The organism is Burkholderia sp. BCC1977 (genome assembly GCF_905339595.1).
In the GTDB taxonomy this organism is placed as follows: domain Bacteria; phylum Pseudomonadota; class Gammaproteobacteria; order Burkholderiales; family Burkholderiaceae; genus Burkholderia.
This window is the reverse complement of record NZ_CAJPGQ010000133.1, coordinates 1-1,372: the sequence shown is the minus strand read 5'-3', so window position 1 is coordinate 1,372 and position 1,372 is coordinate 1. Positions and strand designations below refer to the sequence as shown.

General features: G+C 58.0%; 1 protein-coding gene. It reads right to left on the bottom strand.

The annotated features are described in order from the left end of the window. Positions 1 to 246: 246 nt before the first annotated feature. Positions 247 to 1,296: an IS110 family transposase gene (locus U5771_RS35060; protein WP_322028164.1), complete on the bottom strand. Its 1,050-nt coding sequence runs from the start codon at positions 1,294 to 1,296 to the stop codon at positions 247 to 249. Between the last annotated feature and the right edge of the window lie 76 nt (positions 1,297 to 1,372).

Genomic DNA, 1,372 nt, shown 5'->3' with positions numbered 1-1,372 from the left:
AAAAAATGTATGGTCCGCCCCGGCTTTGCAAGCGGGCGTTCTCCGACGAGACAGTTTGCGTAAATGTATCCGGCCTCTCGCGAGTCAGCCGCTTTTGGCGGCAAGGCCATGATGGGATATGCGCGCTCGGTTCCCAATAAGTGGGCTGACCTTGAAGGCCGTTTTTTTGTCCCGGGTTTACCGAACGCCGGTGCGCTGTTTCGTCATCAATTGCACGTCTGCAAACCTTGACGGGTGATCGGCAGCCTACTGTGCTTGCGGCTGCCGAAGGTAAAACGTTCCTCGTCGCGTGAGGATAGTCCATGCGATACGCGCGAGCTTGTTGGCTAGTGCGACGATGATCTTGTTACGGTGTATGCCCTTCGCCTCCATCTGCGAAATCCAGAGCCCGAGATGATCCTTGGTCCGATCGAGATGCAGGACGCACGCTCGGGCACCGTGGATCAACAGCTTGCGCAGATATGGATTGCCTCGCTTGGTAATCCCGAGCAAGTGCTGCTTGCCTCCAGTGGAGAATTCACCGGGAACAAGGCCCAGCCAGGCAGCGAAATGGCGGCCGGATTTGAACTGCGTACCGGTACCGGCGAAGGCAGTAATCGCGGTTGCGGTCAGATGCGCGATACCCGGTACCGAGATCAGTCGTGTGGCAACATCGTCGGCCCCTGCGATTGCTTCGATCTGGCGGCGTAATTGCAAAAGGCGTGCCTCAATGGAGCGGTATTCCTGCCACTGCTCCTGCAACAGATCGCGCATCGCAGGCGTTAGACCGTTGCCGTCGTCGGCGAGGATGCTTGGCATATCGCGAACGAAGTATGCGGGGCCGGCTCCGATAGTGAGGCCGTACTCGAGCAAAAATGCACGAGCCTGATTGACGATGGCTGTCTTGCTGGAAACCAGTCTTTGCCGAACTCGATGTAGTGCCTGCAGATCGAGTTGTGCTTCTGTCTTCGGCTGCGTGAAGCGCATGGTGGGACGAGAAATCGCCTCGGCAATAGCCTCTGCGTCGACGATGTCGGTCTTGTTTGACTTAACAAACGGTTTGACGAACTGTGCGGGAACGATGCGAACCTGATGTCCCTTACCAATCGCTTTGCGAGCGAGCCAGTTGCTACCGGGGCATGCCTCCATCCCGATGATCGTTGGGGATGCACGCGCCAGGAACTCGAGCAGCCGCTCACGCGTAAATCGGTTCCGGAACACCGGTTTGCCCTTGGCGTCGAGTCCGACGACGTGGAACACGGACTTCCCGATATCGATGCCCATGCGGGCGATCGCAGTAGAGCATTGCTGGCTCATGGCACACCTCCGAGGGACGGAAACAGGCGTCGGCCCAGATTACGCGATTACGGGAGGGGCGGACCATCCTATTAGT

Excerpts from the sequence above, each read along its gene's own strand:
- U5771_RS35060 (WP_322028164.1), bottom strand. The coding sequence starts at position 1,296 with ATGAGCCAGCAATGCTCTACTGCGATCGCCCGCATGGGCATCGATATC.